The following is a 20430-nucleotide window of genomic DNA, read 5'->3' as shown; positions in this document are numbered from 1 at the left end:
AAGATCTGCTTGGAGACGGCGTGAACATTGCTGCGCGGATCGAAGCAGAGGCTGAACAGCTACGAGTTTAACTCAATCACGTCACACCGATGTTTTTTCTCGATTCCAGCATTCAGATTTCCTATACTAAAGTAGCAATCGGTGAGTGGTTGCTTTATTTAATCGATTCTGGTCGCTCCTCCCAACTGTGGGCGGAGCGACAAATTTTTTTTACGATGCTTGACGAAAAGCGTTCGAACCAGCTTCTTGATCCGATTGTTTGAATGCTTCATTTGTTTTCCTCTAAAATAAGTTAGGCTAATATTGCCGCTTTCCAAGTTCACTGAGTTTTTTTCTGCGCTCGAGCATAACGCAGGGTTTACTACTGACCGTTCTAGAGTTCGCGAACAAGACTAAGGTCTAGGATAGGGGCGGGTCCACAAAAGCAACGTGAACTGAGCAAATCGGATACTTCACATCGATCGGGCGAGCGTTCAAAAGGTCCTAACTAAAGCCGGGAGTTCGAATTTGCTAGCAAAGCGGCTTGTGTTCTATTACTCACCCGCAGTTTTCCGAGAATATTCGTTATATGAAACTTCACGGTTACTTCTTTTAAACCTAAATCTTGCGCTATCGATTTGTTGGATTGACCTGATGCCAGCATCTGTAGGATCTGCCTCTCCCGAGCTGTTAAGCCATAGATTTTCAGTCTGTCTTCAGATTGTTCCAGAGAATTGTCACTAGAGTGATCAACAGGATTATTCGCAATCAGTTCGTTGATACTAGCTAGCATCAAATCCACAGGCATAGACTTTGGAAAATAGGCGAGCGCCCCAAGTTCAATGGCTTTATCCGCAACTTCAGGAGAGGCCACTCCGGAAATTATCACTGTTTTCTGGTTTGGAAACCGCGATCTGAGTCTCACTAGACCCTCTAACCCGTCCATTCCTGGCATCTGATAGTCGATAATGGCGAGATCGATGTTTCTGAAAGCTGAAAGCGATACGTATGCTTCCTCAGCGCTAGAAGCTACCTTTACTTCAAACCCAGCTTTTTCTGTCAGATAGGCGGCCAAGGTGTCGCGAACCAGTTGGTGATCATCGGCTAGTAAAATGGTATGCATCGACGACTAGGGTGCCTCCGAAAAAGAACTATTGTCCACCAAGCGGCGATTGGCTCGACTTTCCTTACAGTATGTTCGCTGCCCAATTAAATGGTAACATCACTGTAACACCATGCATTTGGGGAGGCCAACTCTATGATATCAAAAAGTGCTCTGAGCATCGGTTTAGCACTTGTCGCGATGTGTTTTTCATCAGCTAACGCACAAAATTCAATTCAATTGACGGTAGTACTTGTTGGGGGAGAGCAAATAGAACTCTCATTGGAGGACTTGGATTCGTTGGAACAGGTTTCCTTCTCTACTTCTACAATTTGGACTGACGGAGTCCGACAATTCAGCGGCGTGCCGGTTTCCGGCCTGCTCGGGCACCTCAACGCCGAAGGTAGTCTGCTTAAACTATTCGCTTTAAACGACTATTCAATAGAAATGCCCGTTGCAGAGTTGGAGGCGGAAGTGCCGATAATTGCGACCCGTATTGACGGCGCCACAATATCGGTTCGTGAAAGAGGACCTTACTGGATAGTGTTTCCGTTTGACGACAGTCCTGACTATCAGACAGAGTCGACTTTCGCTCGCTCAATCTGGCAGTTGCAACGAATTGTTCTCCTCGAATGAGTTGTAAGCGACTCTAATCTAAAAGGCAGAGACTCGGGGAGTTGTGATGCAAGATAAACTGGCCAGGATTCTTATTCCGGCATCCGTGTTATTTCTTGTTGCGCTCGTGGTTGCCTTGGGGCGGAATCTTTGGCTTGAACAGCGCACTTTGTCCACTGCTGGTAACGAAAATGCCCAGTGGACAATTTTGCAGCTGGACACTGAGTTTGCTAATTTGCGTTCTGTTTTGCTTGGGGAATCTTCAAGTCTCAGCCCCGACAATGCAAGGATCGACATACAGACCCAAATCGCCTTGAGCCGAATAGACCTCGTTAGTGAGGGAGTCGCTCGAGAAATAATCGAGAGCGATAACCGTGCTACGGAGCTGTTGCAACAACTCCAACAATTCGCCGAAGAAGCTACCAAACTTACTCAAAGCGATAGCCTACCCGCTGTTGTTGATGAACTTTTCGACTTGACGACACTTTACAAGCCAGTGGCAAGAGAATTGTCGTTGCTGGGAGTGTCTATCGGAGCCGAAAGAACTGAAGCTCGCCGACAAGAGTTTTCATCAACTCTTAGAAATGCCGGTGTGATCGCAACTTCGGTCGTCATTTTATTGGCTGCTGTGCTTTTGTTTTTGTACAGAATGTTGCGGATATCAAGGACGCGCGACCTCGCACTTCGCGAAACGACAGCCCGGTTAGAGTCGACAGTTTCAGCTTCGCTTGACGCTATAGTGATTGGAAATGAGAAGGGAGAAATTGTAGAATTTAATCAAGCTGCTGAGCATGTTTTTGGCTCGAAGAAGAAGGAAGTTTTAGGTAGAAAAATTGAAGGCACGATTCTGCCTGCTGTACCTTCTCAAGAAGGTAATGAGGCCGATAATACCGAACTTCCCAATCTTCTTTCTGGGTTTTCTGAAAATAAGCGAGTTGAGATTTTAGGGACTAGGCGAAACGGGGAGGAATTCCCGGCTGAAGTCAATGTCATAAGGGCTTCAAAGGCCGGTAGCCCCTTGGTTGCCGTTTACCTGAGGGACATAAGTGAAAGAAAGCGCAATGAGCGAGCGCTATTGGAGGCCAAGGAGAAAGCAGAGCGAACTGATAGGGCAAAATCTCGGTTCTTGGAGATAATGAGCCATGAAATGCGAACTCCTATCACTGGCATCCTAGGAGTTTTGGACCTCCTCAAGACCACAGACCATACGGAGAAACAAAGCCACTTCTTGGAGGTGGCCATCGCGTCTGGAGAAATTCTGCTGAAGCAGGTAAACGAAGCCCTTGATATTGCGCGAATAGAGTCTGGATCTCCGGTTCTGTCACCTGCTAAGTTCAACCCACACAATAAAATATCGCAAGTCATTGCAATTCTTCAACCATTGGCGATGGCAAAAGGATTGAAACTGAAAACCGACCTTGATCCTGACTTGTACGGCTACTTCATTGCTGACGAAGTGCGTGTCGGCCAAATCGTCACGAACCTGGTTGGAAACGCTATCAAGTTTACTTCCGTTGGAAGTGTCAATGTCCAGTTGCGCGGCAACATCTCGCAGCAGATCACTAACTTAATTTTGACTGTCTCAGACACGGGAGACGGGATACCAGAAAACCAATTTGAAAAAGTTTTCGAAGACTATGTGACTCTTACACTAGACAAAGGTCGACTGCCTAGGGGAGATGGTCTTGGACTACCAATTTCAAGAAAAATTGCGAGGATGATGGGGGGAGACATTACTGTTTGCTCACAGTTGGGACGCGGAAGTCATTTTACCCTAACTATACCCATGAAAAAAGCGTCCGACTCTCTGCGAAATGGACCTAAGATCGATCACTTAAACTCAGTAAGATCCGCCCCGAGTGTGCAGAAACTTTCTGTTCTCGTCGTTGAAGATAACGCCGTCAACAACTCGGTTCTTTGTGAAATGCTATCAAGCTTGGGTCACGACGTTCAAAGTGCGCTCTCAGGGGACGAAGGATACGAATTGGCAATGAGCACAAAGCATGATGTCATTCTTATGGACATTGGTTTACCTGACACTGATGGGTGTAAACTGACTGAGAGGATCAGAATGTCGGGTGGCCCGAACAAAATCAGTCGGATTCACGGGCTTTCTGCTTACGATGAAGGGGAATATCTCGAAAATGCTCTGAAATCTGGCATGGACGGTTATTCAACCAAACCAATTCGCCTCCGGGATCTCCAAAAGGTATTGCTGGGAGAACCGTTGGATTCGGGCCCTGTGAGGGGAGATGCATCTTTAATTGATACAAAAATACTGCAAGAACTTGGCGATACACTAGGTCAAGCTCAAATGGAGGATGCTCTGCGGGAATTCTTCGAAGAGATGTTCAATTTCTGTGTGGAACACGAGATGCTTCCTGATTTGAATGAGAGAAGGGAACTAGCATCCCACCTACATAAGCTCAGCGGTGCAGCCGCTTTGTTCGGTTTTCGCTCGTTGACGAAAGTTGTTGAGCACACCCGTAAGCAAGCTGTCGAGGCAGATACAAACTCACTAGAAATCGCTTTAAGCCGCTTAAAGCAAGAGACCGAAGAGACTCGCCGGAGAATGGAAAAACTAGAATTCTGTAAGAAAACTGACGGTTCGCGCCCGCACACTAGCTAGTTTTTTGTCTACTTTTGGCGAGTTCTGTCTTGCCGAGCTATTCTAATTGGTAGGTTGATAAAATTTATCGGCAGCAAATAATGCGGAGATCAAAAACAAAAGAACGGTACTCACTCACCGGAACAAACTATCGTTCTTAGCCCGCCGACGCTGTTCGGCGGGTGTTTTTGTTGGTCTGGTCGAAAAAACTTGGGTCGAAGCGGGCAAGAAGGCGCCCGCACAGGCCAAGAGCGCCACGATCAATGCCATATATCGCGCCTCGGGCCTCTACGGTCGCACATACGCCGCTCTGAAGAAACGGCAGCTTTGTCCGCATGGCGGTCAACTCGTTCGACATGTCCGGTCCGTTTGGACCTTGTGGTGTGTGGCAGTTACCGCAGGCAGCCGGTCCCCGAACCAGATACTCTCCTCGCTCGACGCTCGGCTCCGCGAAGGCCGATAGTGGCAGAAGCACACCCGCGGCGGTCAACAGAACTCTGTTCATTTCTCATGCTCCCGAATTTTGGGTTTGTGCGCTGTATTCGGGTTAGGCAGGCGCTTCGTTGGGCGTCAGGATGGTCATGCCAACCTTATCAGCCACGGCCATGATTGCCGGGATATCGGGAGGCCCGTCAGGCTTCGGTACTTCTGCCGTTCCATCCGGCATTGCCTCACCAGCCTCGGTGAAGAACGTATCGTGCATCGCGCCTGGCGAGTTAATACACAACAAGCGACCCGGGGTTTCTCCAGTACACGTGAACGCGTGAACGGCTCCCTCCGGCACTTTTACGAAATCTCCGCCCCGGACACCGCGCGTTTCGCCATTTACAAAGAACTCAAATTCTCCCTCCAGAACGAAGAAGCTCTCGTCCTCGCCGGCGTGATGATTGGGCGGCGCACCAGCACCTGGGGCGGTTTTGATTTCAACAATTGTGTAGCGATCTCCGGTGTCCGCCGGAAAGGCGTGGAACGTCAGGAGATTTCCGAGAAGGTGATAAATTCGAGGGCGAGGCTGCGTCATTTCGACTGTTCCCAATGCTTGCGATTCTATTCGTTTATGGTACACAATTCTATTTATGAGACAAGTGTATCATTAAGTGAGATCAGTTTGGCACCCCGAACCAACCAGAAGAATAGAACTCGCGAAGCTCTTCTAGCCGCGACACGAGAGCTGATGTCCGAGGGAAAAGAAGTGACGTTGGCCAAGGTGGCAGAGCGTGCGAGGACCAGTCGCGCGACGGTCTACAGATACTTCTCAGACCCCGGGGTTCTGGCCCTTGATGCCACATTAGACATCGAGGTGACACCGACGTCCGAGCTTCTAGAAGGAATAGATGACGTTCGAAGTCGCGTGCACGCCGTGGCGCGCTACTATCTCGACTTTTCTCGCGATCACGAAGCCTACTTTCGTCAGTTTCTGGCAGAATCCTTGAAGGCTGCGTTGGAAGACGGAACGGTCAAAATGCGCGGCGCGAGAAGACTGGCTGCCTTTGCCGAAGCGCTCGAACCGATCCGCCCCGCGATGAGACCAAGCGAGTTCGAAGCTCTGACACAGCGCCTATCAATGACCTCGGGAATGGAGCAATTAATCATACTCGAGGATATTCTTCGTGTCGATCAGAAGACCGGCAATCGATTGCTCGAAGGCCTCGTTGACGCGTTGTTGGACAAGTATTTGCCAGGAGCATGAAGTGACGTCGCCAATGTCCGAATAGTCCGCAGAGCGGACATACTTCGCGATTTTGCGAACGTCTGCCTCGAGCCCATTTTGTCCGATGCCGCGCGGCGCATGAATGTTCGGCACCGCATATTTAATCGATGGTCAGGCGATAAATCCCAGCTCTTTGTCGGTGGCTGTCGCTACATATTTTTCCCTTGAGGGCATGGGTCTCGATTGCCAAGGCGGTTCGAAGGTGAAACTTGAAACTCTGCAACCGTCAGGTACGGCGCCGTTTCCAGCCCCGAGCGCGTAATAGGATGTCAAATCGGCTGAGTAGCCGAGCATTGCAAACACCATGGACGAATCTTTAAAACCGGCTCCCAACTTCGAGGCGAAGGCCACCGTCGAAGGAAGAATCAGTCTGTCGGGCACGTCCAGTTTGGCTACGTAAGACACCGCGGACATCACCGTCGATGTTGCCCGCACTATTCGATTTCTATGATGAGGGATCTTATGCCGGTCTGAATGTCGTTCCATTGAGGTGATGGAGGTGTCCTCCCCGCGCGGGCACGATATGGTTCGTTGTTATAGAACGTTGCCCGGTGTTCACGATCAGCATAGTTGTCGAGGTTGTTCGGCATCCAGTTCGTATAATTCAATGGTTCACCCGTCACCCATCTCCACCCGCCTGCTGGTTCTCGGGAACCGGGGGGCTGGTACAAACCGATATGTGGGCCCACTGCCTCCGATAGCCGTGTCCCTACGTTGGTTTGCCTCCAGAATCGGTCATCGTCGGAGATCAGATTGAAGACGAAGCTGTTTTCCGCCGGCGAGGTCAGAGTCACTAAGTGGCCGCCCGCTGCTTCGGACAGGGCGAGCGCATCGTCCCAGCTTATGTTCTCCCAGATCAGGGCGGCGATATAGACCCGTCCATCGAAAAAACCGTAGACGAGGTCTTTGCCGCTCAGTACGCGGACAGCGGCGAGCAGGCGTTCGTCGGTCTCGATAAGCGCAAGCTGTTGCAGGTCATATTTGCGCGCGTCTTTGGACGCATAAATGACCCGATCACTCTCTTCAGGGGCTGTCAAGGGGACCCCCAGGGCCTCGGCCGTGCCGCGCGTAACTACTCCGGTCGACGGAAGTTTGGCTGCCGCCTGAAAATCCGCGATCGCCCGCCGCGTCTGCTGGCCGATCACGCCATCCTCCGATCCGGCGTTGTAGCCGCGCTCATTCAGCGCCGCCTGCACAATACGCGCATCCTCGGTCGAGAGCCCCAGAGTGCGCTCGGCCGAGGCTGCTGCCTCGCGCGAGACCGTCACCCGGCCACTATCGGTAACCTCGCTTCCTGGTGCCTGGGCTAGCAACTGGGCCGTCAGTTCTTCGCGCGCCGCCAGCGCCAATTCGCTCAACGATCCTTTCGGGAAGCGCTTCAGGTAAATGTCCCAAGCCCTTTCGGTATTGATAGCCATCGCGGCCTCGAATATCGCCTCCTCCTGCGCCGACGCGATCACCGCGCCCTGACCGTCTTCGCCGAGGTTGAGATAGACCTCCAACGCCAGGTCGTTCGTGACCGTCGGCACTTGGTTGTTCTCAGTGTCGGCCTTAACGTCGCGGATCACGCGCTTCATCAATGTCAGGATCTCCACGTTCTCAGTGGGAAGGTGCCGGGCCAAAGCTTCTGTAAATGGTGAGTTGCCCGAGGTGCCGTCATAGGCCACTTGTCCGGGCGAAGCTGCGAACATCAGCATCGAGCCTTGGAAGCGGCCTGTCATCGGCGCCAGACCGCGCGTCGTGAGAGCCCGCGTCGGCGAGTAATTCTTTGTGTAAAAGTCGGTTGCGAGTGGGTTGTCGCGACAGGCGTCTATGAAGACGAGCGCAGCTCTGCTTTTTTCTTCAAGCATCTTGACGATCCGGTCGAGCGGCAGCGCTTCGCTCTGCACGTCGAAGGCGCTTTGCAGAGCAGCGTCGGTGCCCAAAAGGTAGTTTCGCCCCTCGAACTGCATCCCGTGTCCAGCGTAGTAGAAGAGCGTTAGTTCGGCGCCTTCGGTCTCGTTGAGGAAAGCCGAGAATTCAGCGGCCAGCTCCGACCTTTTGAGGTCAGTCGCGAGTGTGACCTCAAAACCCAACCTGCCCAACGTCTCCGCAACGAGGCGAGCATCGCTAACCGGGTTCGCAAGTGGGAGCGCGTTGGCGTAGTCCGCGTTACCGACGACAAATGCCGTCCGCTTCTCAGCAAGAGCGGGAAGTGCCCCAAATACCAGAACACAAACAAGAACAAATTTATGAAGCACCGCTACCTCACTTCTATCTGATCGTTGCCACCTGTCTCGGAGCGCTAACCAAGAAAGAACGATACCCCAAGCGTCGGATCTCTATCCGCTGAGAACTTATCATTTCCAAAAGAAGCATGATTAACCAAACGGCCCCAGTTGACAGGGAGGACATACAAAATCTCGCGCGCTCGCAACTCAACACGAGCACTAACTCTTCTAATAAACCCAATTACGTTGATTCTGTCATGTGGGTCAGCGAAGCGGGTCACACAACCAATCTGTCGGCTTAGAATTCGTCAGATTTGACAGAGACTAGCTTCTAGCGGACCATGTTCTTGTGAGCGCATGCATTTCGCGCCGCATTTTTTGTTGGAGTTACTATGAGCGTTCTTTACGGTATTTTGTTTTCTCTTTTCACTGCAGCGGTGGTCATCGCGGGCGACCTGCTCATAAAGGTTGCTGCAGATGGCGCGCGGGCGATTACGTCACCACCTATGATTGCGGGCATCCTACTTTATGCCTTTTCAGCCATCCTTTGGTATTTTGCGATGCGCAATGTGTCTCTTGGGCAAGCGGCTGTGGCTTACTCGATGTTGTCGTTGATAGTTCTTTGCGGCCTGGGTTGGGCTATCTTCGGCGAAACAATCGGATATCGCGAAGTTGCGGGCATAGGATGCGCCTTTCTTGCAATGCTCCTGATGATGCGGGTTGCGTGAAAACGCCTTCGAATTCGCACCAAAGTTTGAGACCGCCATAGAGGTCATGATGGAAATGTACCGAGCAATCGGGTCGGTGCACTTCGCAGCCAATAGCGCCTAAGACCGGTTATCCCTCGGTTTCAAAGTCAACGTGGATATGATTGCCGTCAAAGTCACTCAGATTGACCTGAACAAGCGCTATTCCCGGTACTGGATCAATTGTATGGGCAATGCCAAGCTTTTTAAGTTTGCCAACAAATTCGTCCAAGCCCGTTGCTTTGAAGGCAAAGTGTTCCAGAGAAGGGTTCCCACCTGCAACAGGATCCTCACTCACCCCAACCAAATGCACGACCGCAACGTCATTCAAGTACAGCCAGGCGCCGGGGAAGTTAAAATCCGGTCGCTTTCCTGGATAGAGACCCAACACTTGTCCATACCAATCAACCATATCATCAAGGTTGGCTGTGCGTACATTTACGTGGTCGAAAGCTGTCAGTGTCATTATTAGTTCCTAGAAAGTCGCTCGAACAAAATATACATGAAACCCCTTTCAGGATTTGGCCAATACCAAACAACACAATTGGCAGTGGCATTTTCGCCAATGAATTGTGTGCCTTGGATTGGATGAAAAGCGCTGCGAAACAGCCAGGAATATCGGTTTCGTCAAACAAACACGAACAGCCTACACTCATTGGAACTAGATGACACCTAGGTTTCGGAGCACTATTCAGACGACCAATACTGCGAAGAATACGGACAGGCGTATAACATGATCAGGAGAACCGCCATTACTCGTATTGTACAATCAGAGACAGAAAGTCTTCGTCGCTTGTTACAACTGTGTGGTGACCCTTTCCGTGCTTGTCTTCCATATGCCAAACGTCGCCTGGACCAATATCCTTGAAGTCGCCATCGCTCGCGGTCACTCGTACCGCACCAGAAAGACAAATGAGCTTTTGAGCGACGGGTGTAGGATGAACTGGTTCATCCCAGCCTTTCTTGAGCCTCAAAAACATGGTTTGCGTAACCGCCTCGGGCTTTGAAATTTCGATTGCTTTCGCAGGAGGCGCGAATGTTTGCTCTTCAAGTTCAACTTCAATTTCTTCCCAATGGCTTTCGCCTTGGGCGTCTGAGTACAACTTTTTGAATTTCACTTTTTTGCCCTTCTTATTTGAACAGCCCAAGTCAACATAAGACATTGTGACGAAAAGCAGCAAAACTCAAATTGGGCTCGGAAGCAGACATCGAAACAGTCTAATCGAATAACTGCTTTGTGACATGGCCAGTCGGTGCCCTATCAATAGATTAACTTCTTTAGTTCCTTGTCGGCGCGGATATCGGCTTCGGCCTGTTCAGTGTTTTTTTGGGGTTCCTGCTGTGAACGTTCCAATGTGGCGGCAATCTGAATCTTCACCCTTTCGAAAGATGTCAAAGCGACCCGCTTGAAGTTTCCAGCGCCTAAGAAAGTGCCATTTTGGTAGAATTGAGACATGCTTGCCTTCCTTTTAATCTGAGCAATAGGTTTTCTTTATTCGCGTCTGGGATGTTGGGGGTGTCTCAAATGAGACTGCCTTAAATTGCCTCGCTCACTCTGCCCCGCTTCGGCGGGGCCTTTTCTACGTGGTTCCATGGTGAAGCGGTTTGCTTCTCCTTGGCATGCCCTTAAGGGATTGATGTCATTCGGGTGCGTGGGCTACCGGTCAAGCACTGAGTTTGCAGTATGTCTGTTCCTCGCATGGCAATTGGTGTTCCCAATTATTCTGGTCCTAGGTTGGTTCAACGCGCACTTTGGCGACCAAACCTCCAATTAAACGCAGTTTCCTGTCGGAGAGAGTGGGGGCGGATTTTCAGTGCAACTGGTTGCACGAGCAGCCGTCCCCAGCTTCCTCAAATCGACATCCAACCTAAAAGTCAGATCTCATGAGCACGACACCAGACGAAAACACTGGCCCCTCAGGGCTGTACAACAGGCGTACAATATTGCTGCCGATAAACGTAAGAAAATCCGGATGCACTACAGTACCGGGAACGTACGCAAGACGATTAGGGCGACACGCAACTTCTTCCACTCCACGACCTGTAAGACGGCATATGTCCTAAAGGTCAGACCGGATTTGGACCTTGAGACCGCACGTAAGATCGCCCAGCGCGTTGACGTGTTCAAGACGAGCGTCAAACCAATAAGATGGTTCAGGCAGGCGAAGTATTCCGGCGGCTGGAGACCCGTCTGTATGTACAGTGTCGCAGATAAAGCGGCACAAAAAATGATCGCCGACGCCATCGCCGCACAATGGGATCGCCCCAGCAACCTATACGGCGCGAAGTCCGGTGATCCGCATGACAGCAGTAATGGCCGTGACGCCGCCGCCCAAAAAGTGCATCGCCAATTGGAAGACGGCTACGTGTATGTCGCCACCCTCGATATCAAAAATGCCTTCGGCAGCGTCGATCCCGACGCCCTGTATTCCCTGCCCCTAGCAAAGGAGACTATCGCCCGGAATTTAGACCTCAGAAACCGACACTTCGAAGAAGTCGATCCACCAAGTGAAGATAACACCCGGAACCCACGCAGTGGTTCATCCGAACACGGCGAAGACTGCGTCTGGCGTAAGTACCTCACTGGCTGGAAAGATGGAAAGTCCCCTCGTCAACAAGAGCAAACCGCATCGGAGCGGCATGTTCAAGTTCGACAAGGGGCAAGGATATGTGAGGATGATCCACACACGTCCCCGGAAAACGGACAGCAAGAGCAAATCCTTGCAGTCCACCGTCTAAACCACAACCACGCTTACAACTTGCGGGTGGGCGCGACATCGCGCCGACAGGAACAACGAGAGGATCAACATGCCTCTTCCGAGGTTCTGGGTTCTATTAGTACTACCTATGTTCACAGTGACATCCAAAGCGAACTTTGCCCAACAGGCATCGCCCAAGGTAGCGCTGCATCGCCGATCATCTTTGCGATGCTCTTAACCGGGCTTCCGAACGCACTTGATGACGCCCAGTATCTGGTCTGTCACGATGATATCATCGTCATGGCCCGGACACCGGAGGCGCGCAGCAGCATGATCATAGCCTTGGCTGATTTCTTCGCCGGTCAATGCCAGGCAGGTTCGCTCACGATGGAACAGAGATCGATAGCGGATGGAGAACCGTTTGAATGGCTGGGATATGCGTTCGACCCTTCGCGCGTGAACACTCCCGAAAGGGGTATCAGCGTTGGTGAACGTTCTTTCCTAGGTCTGGCCGCACGACTGAACAAAGCTGAAAACGAAGATATCAAAGACCTCGAAACATACCGCGAGAACCGAGCAAGCCATCGCCCCTGCGCTTACCCAGTCAGAACTTGGCACGCATTAAATAGATGGCGCAGCGGATGTCGCGCGGTGCATCCGGAACACGAGGACCTTAAGACATTCATTGATGGGTCACGTTGGGTTGCGGTACGGTACGCTCGTCATTACCGAAATGATCTGATTGTTACTTTGCATGACGCAATCTTCGATGACGGACCGACGCAACACTCTGAAGTCGCAGAAGACAGAAATCTCCTGCGAAGTATACTTCGCGATTTTCCGCCGCTTGCAGCCGATCAATTGCCGACCTCGAACGCGTAGTTTTGCAACCAGTTGCAACAGTTGCGTTGCATGATGTCTTCCGCGCCCCGCAGTTCAGGATGTAACCCTGCGACATGCGAGAAATCTGGTTAACCACTTGTTAACACGTTTCCAAGTGACCGCGATCAAAAATGAATCTCGCGCCACGCACATTCAGACTGACATAGTCTGCATTTGTCAGACCTATGGCTTGCCTTATCGATACTGCGCTGCTGCCCGCCATAACTGCATTACGCGATTGAACTACTACAACGTCTGCCTCACTGGATGCGACGCGGCAGTGCAGCGCGATTTGCCGAAAGCGGTCACTGAACGAGGTCAAAAAAGGTCAAATCGAAACCAGTCGTTCGCTGCGCTGGTATCCGACGTCTGAGTTGCGGACAAACCGGACTTGTGCGATTGCGGCAATTGCTGACGCAGCATTGATTTGCTGTCGCAGCACATTCATCGCTGCGTTGCAGCTGTTGTCGCCAGACCGGTCATTCAAAGCTATGATGATGCGATACTATCAAACTCTAGTTTCGCGGCACATAGGATCAGCAGCTTAGACGCCGAACAAAGCCAACGTTTGCGTTGTCGCTGGCAGTGCAGCAGGACAGGCCATGCGGGCCTTCAGCCAGTAAGCAAATTCTCGTTATGGCTCATGCAGGTGGCGAGGAAGAGGGAGTATGTCGCGGTCGTGGAATTTTTCATAAAGTCGAGATATTGCAGAGATTGGAACTTTGGTTCCTGCTTCGTGTTTGAATTGATCAGGAACGAGGCACCAATAGTGCTTCTATTTGTTGTTATGCTTTTTTGACAAGCGTAATCTTGTTTTTCTGACAGGAAATTAACGTTACTGCCGAACGCGATAGCCGGAAGCAATGATCTTGTTTATCAGAACTGCGGCGGCCTGGTGCATGTCCTTTTCATCGTTATTGCCGACTGCTGTTTCGTGGGCAGCAGCTGCGTCATGCAGAACTCCCACAATTTCATGTTCGGGCAGAAGCTCACGATCTTTAATTGCAAGCAAAAGCGCTTCACAAATTGAGAGTGCCGCCATTCCTGAATGGTCTTGCCGGTCAGCCATGGTAGACGTCCTTTTCTAACAGGCGTCCAAGCATGGAAGCGCCACGATGAATTGCACCATACTGGCATAGATTGCTGTATACTTAACTGATCGAAAGCAGTCTTGGCGTCGGATAGTTTCGCGGGCTGCTCATCGATGAAGGAAGAACACTTGCGCACTATCAAAAATAGTCCACTCACCCGAAAGCTTTCAAACTTCGTCGCTCTGACTGAGGTTGAACTTGCGGTATTGGCACGCCTGCACAAGCGTCGCAGAACCTTTGAAGCCGGACGTGACCTTGTGCATCAAGGGCAATCAGAGCAGGCGGCCTACATTCTGGCCTCGGGCTGGGTTTGTTCCTACAAAACCCAGACTGACGGGTCGCGTCAGATCGTCGATTTCCAAATACCGGGTGACTTTCTGGGCTTGCGAAGCGTTCTGTTGCACACCTCGGATCACAGCATAGAACCAATCATGGAAATCCAAGCCATTGAAGTAGTAGTGGATGATCTCCTGGAAGCATTTGCGCAGACGCCCCGGCTGGCGACAGCAATTCTTTGGGCGGTATCTCGAGATGAAGCGATGGTGGTTGAGCACCTGGTCAACATAGGACGGCGAGATGCGGGTGAGCGCATGGCGCATTTTCTTTTGGAACTTGGTGTGAGGCTGACTCAGGTCGGGATGGCAAACAAGACGGGATACACTTGCCCCCTGACACAATACCACCTTGCCGATGCGCTGGGACTGAGTGCCGTGCATGTTAATCGTGTCCTACGGCAACTGCGGGAGAAGGGGTTGGTTACTTTTCAATCCGGGCAAGTGGCATTTGATGATTATGACGGACTGGTGACGTTGGCCGGTTTTGACCCCACTTATCTGGATCAGGCCGGGCCACTGTTGAAGCAATAGGTTCACCCCTTCAGCGATGCCGGGATTTTGATGATAGTTGCCTGGTTAGAGACGCCATTCGCTTCGGCAGATTTTGGATTTCACCGAAAAAGAAGCGCAAGATAAATACAGTCCGATTGCGGTACTGGATTTCCTGCGCTTCTCAAATACTCGTTAAGAACACGCCAGCAAATATCCCGCCAACACACATCACGTTGCCGGAATCCAAACATCGTTGCACTGACGCAGGTTAGTCAATTTTTGGCAGTACCGGATTCTCGGGCACCAAATGCATTTGAGATTCCAATAAAATCTCAGGTCATTGGCCGCAGACTAACATCGATCAGCGCGCGTCTGCCATTTGCACATTATTCTAAATCACAACGCCAGTACTACCGCGGCGCTTACGAGCGTGTACCGCGGCAGACTGCGCGGGGAAGATCCAACAAACTATATGGAGGACCAAGGTGAGCACGAGATCGTCCAGTTCTTTGGTGACGTTTTCAAATCCGTTCTCTTTGTCCGGCTACCCGGATGAACTTCCTGCAGGCGAGTATGAAGTAGTTGTTGAAGAAGAACTACTACAGGGCCTGAGTTTCGAAGCATATCGCAGAACCGGAACCTACCTGACAGTTCAGGGCAAAGGCAGCAAGCCAGGTCGCACGGAAATGCGCCCAATTGACCCAGAAGATTTTGAACTGGCGCTCAAGCAAGACCAAACCTTGGCCACATCTAACAATGACAGCGATGCGGCGCTTTCCCCGCAGGAGGAATAGATTATGAACACGCCCGAATGGCTTAAACCCGGAATCTACGGCGCCCTGATCGGAGGAGTTTTCGTAGGCGTAGTTGGATTTTCTTGGGGTGGATGGATGACCGGCAGTAACGCGGACAAGATGGCCAACGCCATGTCCCGCGACAATGTAATCGCTGCGTTGGTTCCGATCTGCGTCGACATGGCGAGAACTGACACCCAACGCGCCGAAAAAATAACAACGATCAAAGAAGCTTCTTCTTTCAAGCGAAAGGATGCCGTTATGGCAGCCGGCTGGGCAACGGTACCGGGATCCCAAACCCCCAACAAAGATCTGGCACAGGCCTGCATTGAGGGGCTGAACCTGGATGGATCGTAACTCAATCACTCAACATTCGGACAACGCCGTTTGCACCAGGACAAATCGAAAAAATCAGCACTGGTTTTACTCTCACTTTATGACGGCGCTGTTTGTCGGCGTTTTCAGCTGCTTGGCGGGCTCCTTTATCTCATCAAATCCCGCATCGGCCGAAACAAATTCGATCCCGGATAATGCGCATCCCAAAAAATATGGCGACGGTTGGGAATGCGATTTGTCCTATCGGTTGGATGGCGAAGAATGCGTTGCCATTGTCGTGCCGGGAAATGCCTACCCCACAAACAGAACCTACGGCTCAGGGTGGGCATGTATGCACGGCTTTGTTGAAGTTGGCGGCACCTCATGCACTGAAGTGATTGTGCCTGAAGGTGGATATCTCGATCCATCAGGTGAGAGGTGGCGGTGCCTGCGTGGATACACAAGAGTAGACGATAGCTGCCAGAAAATCGTGGTGCCGGATAATGCTTACCTGACGAATAGCACTTATGGATCTGCATGGCGCTGCAACCGTGGCTACGAAAAAAACGGAGAAGCATGCGTGGCAGTAGCGGTGCCGGAAAACGCTTTTCTGAACGCATCAACCAGCGGGCGTCCCTGGACGTGCGAGCGTGGGTATTTTGAGCGCGACGGACGATGCGATGCCGTCTTTGTGCCTGAAAATGCTTTCTACGATGACGCGATCCATGGAGTTGGATGGAAATGCGAACGTGGCTACGAGGCGTCCGGTGATCGCTGCAATGCAATCGAGCTACCGGCAAATGCCCATATCGACCGATCCGGCAATGGGTGGCAATGCCACAAAAACTATCATCGATCAGAAGGGCTGTGTGTTCTGAACCAGTGAGAATTCAGACAGAAAGCCCACTTTCCCAAACTTCACAATTTTTGCCCGTCCTTACCAAGGACGCGCGTTTCACAATCTAAAAAGGAACAAATATGAAACCCGTACCCATTGCGTCGGATGCCAAGCAGTTCATTGCCAGCGATGCGCAAAAGCTGCCGCCTGAACAAGCAGTTTTTCCAGAGCTTCACCGCAAGACACTTGTGACAGATACACCGACTGCAATTGTGTATTGCGAAGGAAACTTCGCAAAGATCGATGGCAAGACGGCTAATGGTCTCGTTCGACATTCACAGGCCTATCGCGTTCTTTCGGTGATCGACAGCACGTATGGCGGTTGTGACAGTGGCAAAGTGCTTGACAATGTCGCAAATCAGGTTCCCATCTTCGATGATCTTGATGCCGCCGTCGCTAATGAAGCTACGATCCCGGACACGTTTATTTACGGAATGGCGCCGGCCAGCGGCAGAATGTCCCTTGAGGATCGCGAAGTTGTTGTGGATGCGATAACGCTCGGAATGAACATCGTCAGTGGGCTGCATGAATTTCTTAGCGATGACAAGGAGCTCGCCGGATTTGCCAAAATTCACGATGTCACGATACGCGACATTCGCAAGCCGCGGCCAAATCCCGACCTGCGCCTGTTAGATGGCAGTATTGGAGACGTCCAGGCGATCCGCATCGCGGTGTTCGGCACCGATTGTGCAATTGGAAAGCGTACAACCGCGACAATCCTGACAGGCGCACTTAACGCGCATGGGATCAAAACAGTTTTGGTCGGCACCGGCCAAACTGGTTTGATGCAGGGCGCCAAGTATGGTGTCGCGATGGATTCGGTGCCGCCGCAATTTTGTTGTGGCGAACTTGAGCGCGCTGTCGTTGCGGCATCCGAGGGTGAGCACCCGGATGTAATAGTGATCGAGGGCCAGGGCGCGCTAAGCCATCCGGCTTTTTGCACATCAGCCTTTATTCTGCGAGGCAGTCAGCCACATGCAGTTATTCTTCAACACGCGCCTAAACGAAAACGTCGATGTGATTTCCCCAACATGACTATGCCCGACCCTTGCGATGAAATCACCCTGATCGAGGCTTTTGCGAACACAGAGGTAATTGGCATGACGATCAACCATGAAGGAATGAATGATGTTGAGATTTCAAAGGCCATCACAGACTACAACTGCAAATTGTATCTCCCGGTCACTGACGCATTGAACCGTCCTCCAAAAAACTTGGTGAATATGGTTCTATCTGCCTTTCCGCGCTTGCAACCCGTACGTGCTACGACGATTGAATGAGTAAGCTGCGTATCGACGTTGATCTGGACAAAATTCGGTACAACGCACGGTTCCTGGTCGACCACCTTAGACCCCGCGGAATTACGGTGACAGGTGTGACAAAAGCCGTTTGCGGTCATCCTGAGATTGCAAATGCTATGCTTGAAGGTGGCGCGACAGGGCTGGCGGACGCGCGGATCAGCAATATCATGCGTATGCGCGATGCTGGAATCTCGTGCTCCATATCCTTGATCCGAACGCCCATGCTGAGCCAGGTCGCGCAAGTCCTTGATAACTGCGATGTCAGCTTCAACACTGAGATGGACATTATCGCCAGCCTGGCCATCGAGGCGCTGGGGAAGAACATTACTCACAATATTATCCTGATGGTGGAAATGGGGGATATGCGGGAGGGCATCTTGCCTGAACACCTTGAGGGCACTGTGTCTCAAATTCTTAGAATGGAAGGGATTTCTCTGAAGGGGATTGGCGCAAATTTTACCTGTCTGGGTCATGTGGCACCCTCTGCAGGAGCAATGGAATTGCTTTCGTCGCTTGCCGCCGACACCGAACTTGCAAGTGGACCCGCTCTGGAAACAGTGTCAGGCGGCGGTTCTGCCAGTTTGCCATGGGCGCTTGGCAAGGGGGCGACCGGAAAAATCAACAACCTGCGTCTGGGTGAGGCCATCCTGCTGGGTACCGATCCCGTTTCGGGGTACGCGATCGACGGGCTTTACACAGATGTTTTCACGCTTTGGGCGGAAGTGATCGAAACGAAGACCAAATCAAATCCAAATTCCTTGCAATTGAATTATCCTATACCTTCTATGCAGTGTGTGACTTTAGACAGTCCTTCGAAAACTCGGTCGATCCTTGGCATTGGACTCCAGGACACCGATGCAGCGGGTCTAATATTCCCTGCTGGCGTCACGTTCGTCGGAGCCACCAGTGATCATATCGTTGTTGAAAACACCAATTGTCTGCTTCGCCCTGGTGGCGAGGTAAAGCTGAAATTGAACTATAGCGCGCTCTCGCGCGGCATGGCTGCACCTGATGTAGCAAAAGTCTTCCATGGTGATGGCGCATTGGTTGACTGCACCCCAGCGAACACTGATCGCCCATATTCGAAGCGAAAGTAGCGCGCCAGGGTTGCCGCCGCCTCGGTTCTGCTTCAGCCACCCGTCTTATTCTACGGCTTTACGTAGTAAATGAGGCACCCAATCCCTATATTGGATGTAGCCGCATTCACTTTTCACACCCTATCTGGGCTCGTGGGTGTTGCGGACAATCAAAGGATCAAAATGATCTCTTTCAAAGACCTGACGACCAGAGCGGCTGCCGCACTGAAGGAAAACGATGCGGACGCGTCAAAAAAAGAAGTGACGTCGAAAGGGCAGGACGCCGTCCCCGAAAAATCAAAGCCTAAACCTCAAAACTGATAATACCCTGCCGGGAGCGGGTGGCTTGTTCTTGTTTACATCTCCGAGCGAGCGGTATCAGCAAAGGAGAACTACCCAAATGAACCAACTAATCAGCAAGACAATCGCAGTCTTTTCCAGGCCGTTTACTTTCCCTGGCTTTGACGAATTACTCCCGGCGGGCGAATACGACATAGAAACTGAGCTTTCCGCACCACCAGATTATTTGGATCCAGAAGCCTGGAAAGCATCAGTGCTAATCTTTCTGCTTCCACGGAAATCTCACCCCGGTCTGGCGCGAACCTTGACCGTTTCTCTTACTGATTTGGAGAGAGCCCGCGCAAAGGATAAATTGTCTTCAAAGCAGTTGTCGCAGTTCTTGCTCGACCAACTTTTGGCCGATCCCATGGTGCAATTGATTATGGAAGCGGATGGTGTGTCTGAGACTCAACTTCGGCACCTCTACTCGGAGTCGCTCATTTCTGAGGCAGACGACGGATCATCAGATCAACGAGCCATACCACGAGGATGCGCAAGCGGTTCTCGGTATGCTTTCGCTGTCCAAGCTGCTGAGAACGAAGGAATGCCAGTTCGTCCTATTAAAACCCCTCGGATTACAGGCCGTCCCATCGGACAGTCTGAACCAGGCAGCTCCTTCAATCTCAAGGCTTAGGGCTCGGAACTTTCTTTTCCAGTCGCTGTATAAACCAAAACAGAAATCGAGGCTAAGAACTGATGGAAGACTTCGACAACGACGCAGATACGATCATGGCTCGCGCCCACAATGACGTGCCGCAAGAACGCCCGTGTCTTCGTTGCAGAACGCCATTCTGGAGCGAAGGGTTCGGAGAGCGGATTTGTCGACGCTGCAAGGGGTTGAGCGCGTGGCGAAATGGCGTATCAGTAAGCCCTGGGTTAGCTCGGCGTCGCTGATAACCTGACGCCGGTCTTACCAGCTTTTCTGATCATATCTCATTTTATCTTATTGGTGCTGACCCGGGCCTTTTAACGTGGAACCCGATCGGTAATCGGTGCTGAAGACGAAGCGTACGCGCGGTTTGGACTCGAACCGTTCTTAGCTTATGCTGGAGAAGAAACCATACCCGCTCGACCTGATCTATGTACCTGTGAAGCGTGCAAAAACACTTGATCAGCAAAAAGTCCTGACGCTGGCCGAAGATATTCTGAAGAACGGCCAGAAGACCCCGATCCAGATACGCGCGGACAACAAGAGGTTCGTGCTGATTGAAGGCCTTCACCGACTAGAGGCCATTCG

The 20430-nt window shown here is 51.5% G+C and carries 22 protein-coding genes; 14 read left to right on the top strand and 8 right to left on the bottom strand.

The annotated features are described in order from the left end of the window. Positions 1-487: 487 nt before the first annotated feature. Positions 488-1102 carry a response regulator transcription factor gene (locus GOX45_RS21630; protein ID WP_171104008.1) on the bottom strand — a complete coding sequence of 205 codons (615 nt, stop codon included), beginning with the start codon at positions 1100-1102 and terminating at the stop codon, positions 488-490. A 135-nt stretch (positions 1103-1237) separates the two neighbouring features. On the opposite strand from GOX45_RS21630, the gene GOX45_RS21625 reads away from it, so the two are divergent. Then, positions 1238-1717 (top strand): oxidoreductase, encoded by a 480-nt coding sequence (locus tag GOX45_RS21625; RefSeq protein WP_171104006.1) that lies wholly within the window; start codon positions 1238-1240, stop codon positions 1715-1717. 46 nt (positions 1718-1763) lie between these two features. After that, on the top strand, positions 1764-4325 hold the full coding sequence (locus GOX45_RS21620; RefSeq protein WP_171104003.1) for an ATP-binding protein: 2562 nt from the start codon (positions 1764-1766) through the stop codon (positions 4323-4325). 136 nt (positions 4326-4461) lie between these two features. On the opposite strand, the gene GOX45_RS22185 is transcribed toward GOX45_RS21620, so the two are convergent. Together GOX45_RS22185 and GOX45_RS21610 are read right to left on the bottom strand one after the other, a co-directional pair. Continuing rightward, complete coding sequence (locus GOX45_RS22185; protein WP_254446137.1) at positions 4462-4809, bottom strand: hypothetical protein; 348 nt, start codon at positions 4807-4809, stop codon at positions 4462-4464. A 42-nt stretch (positions 4810-4851) separates the two neighbouring features. Continuing rightward, positions 4852-5325, bottom strand: a complete 474-nt coding sequence (locus tag GOX45_RS21610; protein ID WP_171104001.1) for a cupin domain-containing protein — start codon at positions 5323-5325, stop codon at positions 4852-4854. A 36-nt stretch (positions 5326-5361) separates the two neighbouring features. Here GOX45_RS21610 and GOX45_RS21605 point away from each other — a divergent pair, with 36 nt between their 5' ends. Continuing rightward, on the top strand, positions 5362-5994 hold the full coding sequence (locus GOX45_RS21605; RefSeq protein WP_256415738.1) for a TetR/AcrR family transcriptional regulator: 633 nt from the start codon (positions 5362-5364) through the stop codon (positions 5992-5994). 455 nt (positions 5995-6449) lie between these two features. On the opposite strand, the gene GOX45_RS21600 is transcribed toward GOX45_RS21605, so the two are convergent. Further along, on the bottom strand, positions 6450-8255 hold the full coding sequence (locus GOX45_RS21600) for a caspase family protein (RefSeq protein ID WP_171103998.1): 1806 nt from the start codon (positions 8253-8255) through the stop codon (positions 6450-6452). 362 nt (positions 8256-8617) lie between these two features. On the opposite strand from GOX45_RS21600, the gene GOX45_RS21595 reads away from it, so the two are divergent. Next, positions 8618-8953, top strand: coding sequence for a hypothetical protein (locus GOX45_RS21595; RefSeq protein ID WP_171103996.1), 336 nt, complete (start codon positions 8618-8620; stop codon positions 8951-8953). Positions 8954-9062: 109 nt separating this feature from the next. Here the strand turns inward: GOX45_RS21595 and GOX45_RS21590 are convergent, their stop codons facing one another. The 3 genes from GOX45_RS21590 to GOX45_RS21580 all read right to left on the bottom strand — a co-directional run bounded on the left by GOX45_RS21590 (position 9063) and on the right by GOX45_RS21580 (position 10427). Then, entirely contained in the window at positions 9063-9437 is a 375-nt protein-coding gene (locus GOX45_RS21590) for a VOC family protein (protein WP_171103994.1), read from the bottom strand. Positions 9438-9723: 286 nt separating this feature from the next. Further along, complete coding sequence (locus tag GOX45_RS21585) at positions 9724-10134, bottom strand: cupin (protein WP_174838678.1); 411 nt, start codon at positions 10132-10134, stop codon at positions 9724-9726. 98 nt (positions 10135-10232) lie between these two features. Beyond that, a complete protein-coding gene (locus tag GOX45_RS21580; RefSeq protein WP_171103993.1) occupies positions 10233-10427 on the bottom strand; it encodes a hypothetical protein in 195 nt (64 codons plus the stop codon). Between the two features lie 622 nt (positions 10428-11049). Between GOX45_RS21580 and GOX45_RS21575 the strand changes: the two genes are divergently transcribed. Next, positions 11050-12552 (top strand): hypothetical protein, encoded by a 1503-nt coding sequence (locus GOX45_RS21575; RefSeq protein WP_171103991.1) that lies wholly within the window; start codon positions 11050-11052, stop codon positions 12550-12552. Between the two features lie 835 nt (positions 12553-13387). Here GOX45_RS21575 and GOX45_RS21570 read toward each other — a convergent pair. Further along, on the bottom strand, positions 13388-13621 hold the full coding sequence (locus tag GOX45_RS21570; RefSeq protein ID WP_170743324.1) for a hypothetical protein: 234 nt from the start codon (positions 13619-13621) through the stop codon (positions 13388-13390). A 135-nt stretch (positions 13622-13756) separates the two neighbouring features. Between GOX45_RS21570 and GOX45_RS21565 the strand changes: the two genes are divergently transcribed. The 9 genes from GOX45_RS21565 to GOX45_RS21525 all read left to right on the top strand — a co-directional run. Further along, entirely contained in the window at positions 13757-14509 is a 753-nt protein-coding gene (locus GOX45_RS21565; protein ID WP_170499212.1) for a Crp/Fnr family transcriptional regulator, read from the top strand. Positions 14510-15006: 497 nt separating this feature from the next. Further along, entirely contained in the window at positions 15007-15264 is a 258-nt protein-coding gene (locus GOX45_RS21560) for a hypothetical protein (RefSeq protein WP_254446136.1), read from the top strand. 3 nt (positions 15265-15267) lie between these two features. Next, positions 15268-15621, top strand: coding sequence for a hypothetical protein (locus GOX45_RS21555; RefSeq protein WP_170452329.1), 354 nt, complete (start codon positions 15268-15270; stop codon positions 15619-15621). Next, entirely contained in the window at positions 15611-16465 is an 855-nt protein-coding gene (locus tag GOX45_RS21550; protein WP_170452331.1) for a hypothetical protein, read from the top strand. The genes GOX45_RS21555 and GOX45_RS21550 overlap by 11 nt, the downstream gene beginning before the upstream one ends. Positions 16466-16557: 92 nt before the next feature. Further along, positions 16558-17757, top strand: coding sequence for a DUF1611 domain-containing protein (locus tag GOX45_RS21545; RefSeq protein ID WP_170576373.1), 1200 nt, complete (start codon positions 16558-16560; stop codon positions 17755-17757). Further along, positions 17754-18875: an alanine/ornithine racemase family PLP-dependent enzyme gene (locus tag GOX45_RS21540; protein WP_171103989.1), complete on the top strand. Its 1122-nt coding sequence runs from the start codon at positions 17754-17756 to the stop codon at positions 18873-18875. The genes GOX45_RS21545 and GOX45_RS21540 overlap by 4 nt, the downstream gene beginning before the upstream one ends. Before the next feature lie 132 nt (positions 18876-19007). Next, positions 19008-19175 carry a hypothetical protein gene (locus GOX45_RS21535; protein ID WP_171103987.1) on the top strand — a complete coding sequence of 56 codons (168 nt, stop codon included), beginning with the start codon at positions 19008-19010 and terminating at the stop codon, positions 19173-19175. A 79-nt stretch (positions 19176-19254) separates the two neighbouring features. Then, positions 19255-19827, top strand: a complete 573-nt coding sequence (locus GOX45_RS21530) for a hypothetical protein (RefSeq protein WP_170743321.1) — start codon at positions 19255-19257, stop codon at positions 19825-19827. Between the two features lie 409 nt (positions 19828-20236). Further along, positions 20237-20430, top strand: a 194-nt coding sequence (locus GOX45_RS21525; RefSeq protein WP_171103985.1) for a ParB N-terminal domain-containing protein, incomplete at its 3' end; no start/stop codon positions are given.

The sequence above is a fragment of the Ruegeria sp. HKCCD7255 genome (assembly GCF_013031565.1).
Lineage (GTDB): Bacteria > Pseudomonadota > Alphaproteobacteria > Rhodobacterales > Rhodobacteraceae > Ruegeria.
The sequence above is the reverse complement of the archived record's forward strand: the minus strand, read 5'-3'. Positions and strand labels throughout refer to the sequence as shown.